Below are 2,930 nucleotides of genomic sequence, written 5' to 3'. Positions count from 1 at the left end.
TCGCCACGCCCGCGTCCGGCAGCCCCGGCACCGGAACGGGGCCGACGCCACCCACCAGCGCGAGCGAGAGCGCCGCGGCGGCTCCGGTCCCGGCAGGCCCGAGCGCAGGACCGCCTTCCCCCGTGTCGACCAGCCGCCACGGGGAGGCGGCGATCATCGTCATGTGGAGCGGCAGCGCCGCGCCCCGCGATGCCGCGCGACCGGGGCGCGGTGCCGGACGGGCTGGTTCCGCGCGCCACGGCGGCCATCCTGCCTGCGCCTGCCCCCGACCGGTCCCCGCGGGAACTGGCCCGGCCACCACCGGCTCGCGGCAGGAGCAGCAGAGCGCGACGCCCTCGCACGGGTCCCGGTGCCGGGGTGTGGCGGTGCCGGGGTGTGACACGGCCCCCCAGGCGTGGCACGCGCCCGCACCGGCCGGGGGACAATCCGAGGCATGGTGGACGAGCGGCAGGGCGGGACGGAGCTGGGGCGGTACCTGCGGGCGCGTCGGGCCCAGATCGGGCCCGAGGAGGTCGGGCTGGTCGCCGGGCCGGGGCTCCGCCGCACGCCGGGCCTGCGGCGGGAGGAGCTGGCCGCGCTGGCGGGCATCAGCATCGACTACTACACCCGGCTTGAGCGCGGTCGCGAGCGCAGGCCCAGCCCGGCCGTGGTGGACGCGCTCGCCCGCGCGCTCAAGCTGGTCCCCGACGAGGTCACCCACCTGCGCGAGCTGGTCGAGCGCGCCGCCCGCAGCACGGGCGCGCCCACCAGGGCGCCCAGCCGCTCGGTGCGCCCCGGCGTGAAGCTGATCCTCCAGTCGCTGCGGCCCAACCCGGCGTACGTGCTCAACCGGGTCGACGACGTCCTCGCCGCCAACCCCGGCGGGGCGCGGCTGTTCGCGGGCATCGACGACTGGCCCGCCAAGCAGCGCAACCTCGTGCGCTACCTGCTGCTGCACCCCGCGGCCCGCGAGGTCCTGCCGGAGCGCGACCGGTTCATCAGCGGGTGCGTCGCCGGGCTGCGGGCGCTCGCGGGCACCGACCCGGACGCGCCCGACCTGGCCCGGCTGCTCGGCGAGCTGCTGGTCAAGAGCCCGGAGTTCGCGCGGCTGTGGGAGCGCTACGACGTGCGGCGGAAGGTGTCGAACGGGCGCAAGGTGTTCCGGCACCCCGACGTCGGTGAGGTCCACCTCGGCTACCAGATGATGTCCCTCGACGGCGCGCCCGACCAGAAGCTCGTGGTGTACTTCGCCGAACCGGGCTCGCCCGAGCACGACGCGCTGGTGCTGCTGGACATGCTCGGCGCGGCCCGCGAGGCGGAGGCGGCGGCCGAGGACTGCGCCGAGGTCGAGCAGGTGGACGACGCCGACCAGGTGGGCAGGCGCGACAGCCCGGCCTGACCTGCCCCGCTTGACCTGCCCGGCGTGTCCTGCGCGGATCAGCGGCGGGACAGCGCCGCGGCGCCGACCAGCGCGCCCGCGCCCCACGCGACGATCGCGAAGACAGCAGCTCACCCGACCAGGTGAGCTGGAAACCGGTCGCCCCAACCCACGCGGCGGCGGTGCCCGCGCCGGTGGGGAGGGGTGGGAGCGCGGCGAGCAGGGCCGGCGCCGCGCCCGCCGGCAGCGGTCCCGCGATCCACAGCCGGGCGAACGCCGTGCCGCCGCGGGCTTCCGGGTCGGCGGGCTGGTGGACGGCGGGGATCGGGGCACCGGTCACGCGCCCCAGCCAGGGGGAGCTTGATCATCCGGTGCCCCGGTCCCGCGCTAGTCCAGCAGCTCGACCACCGCGCGCGTCGCCTCCGCGAGCAGCGCGTTGTCGTGCTCCGCGTCTGCGGTCGCCTTCCCGGACAGCACCGCCAGCACGATCGGCGCGCGGTCCGGTGGCCACAGCACGGCGATGTCGTTGCGCCCGCCGTACCCGGCCGACCCCGTCTTGTCCGCCACCACCCACCCCTGGGGGACACCCGCGCGGATCACCTCGTCACCGGTGGTGTTCGCGCGCATCGTCGACACCAGCAGCTCGCGCCGGTCGTCCGGCAGCACGTCGGCGTCCACCGCGTACCGGCGCAGGTCCGCGGCCAGCGCCTGCGGCGTGCTGGTGTCCCGCAGGTCGCCGGGGACGGCCTCGTTCAGCTCGGTCTCCACCCGCGCGGGCGAGGTGGTGGTGTCGCCGATCGCGCGCAGCGCCCGCTCGAACGCGGCGGGGCCGCCTGCCAGGCCAGCGTCACCGCCCAGCTCGCGCAGCAGCAGGTTGCCCGCCGTGTTGTCGCTGTAGCGCACCGCCGCGTCGGCCACCTCGCGCAGCGTCATCCCGCTGTCCACCCTGCCCTCCGTGATGGGGGAGTAGGTGACCAGCTCCTCCCTGGTGAACGTGACCCGCTCGTCCAGGTCGGCGACCGAGCGCTCCGCGAGCAGCGCGCCGAAGGCGAGCGCCTTGAACGTCGACGCGTAGGCGAACCGCTCGTCCGCCCGGTGCGCGACCACGCGCCCACTGCCGGTGTCCAGCGCGTATACCCCGAGCCGGGCGTCGAACCGCTGCTCCAGCGCGGCGAACGCGGGCGAGCCGAGCGGCGCCGAGGTCTGAACGGCCGAGGTCTGGGCGGCGGCCCGCGTCGGCGTCGGCGCGGGCGGTGCGGCCTGCCCGCAGCCCGCGACCAGCGCGAACAGCAGCGCCGCCGTCCCGGCGCGGTGTGCCCTGGTGGTCAACACGCGAGTTCCTCCCCGTGATCGGTGACTTCCCCGGCCAGTCTCGACCCGGCCCCGCCATGCGGTCCAAGACGGAAACCGCCGGTTCCATGCGCGAAGCGCATAAGCTGCGGTCGTGGACCTGGTCGGAGCCTGCCTGGCGTTCGTGTCCGTCGCCGAGCGCGGCAGCTTCACCCTCGGCGCGTCGGCGGTGGGCGTGCCGCAGCCGGTGGCCAGCCGCCGCGTCGCCGCGCTGGAGGCGCAC

General features: G+C 76.5%; 3 protein-coding genes. 2 read left to right on the top strand and 1 reads right to left on the bottom strand.

From position 1 onward, the window contains the following. Positions 1 to 433: 433 nt before the first annotated feature. Complete coding sequence (locus ACTUAL_RS18130; RefSeq protein ID WP_096495089.1) at positions 434 to 1,378, top strand: helix-turn-helix transcriptional regulator; 945 nt, start codon at positions 434 to 436, stop codon at positions 1,376 to 1,378. Positions 1,379 to 1,744: 366 nt separating this feature from the next. Here the strand turns inward: ACTUAL_RS18130 and bla are convergent, their stop codons facing one another. Beyond that, positions 1,745 to 2,689 carry a class A beta-lactamase gene (gene bla / locus ACTUAL_RS18125; protein ID WP_440901097.1) on the bottom strand — a complete coding sequence of 315 codons (945 nt, stop codon included), beginning with the start codon at positions 2,687 to 2,689 and terminating at the stop codon, positions 1,745 to 1,747. Positions 2,690 to 2,801: 112 nt separating this feature from the next. Between bla and ACTUAL_RS18120 the strand changes: the two genes are divergently transcribed. Next, the coding region (locus tag ACTUAL_RS18120; protein ID WP_440901098.1) for a helix-turn-helix domain-containing protein at positions 2,802 to 2,930 on the top strand (129 nt) is incomplete at its 3' end.

It is taken from the genome of Actinosynnema sp. (genome assembly GCF_052038725.1).
The sequence above is the reverse complement of the archived record's forward strand: the minus strand, read 5'-3'. Positions and strand labels throughout refer to the sequence as shown.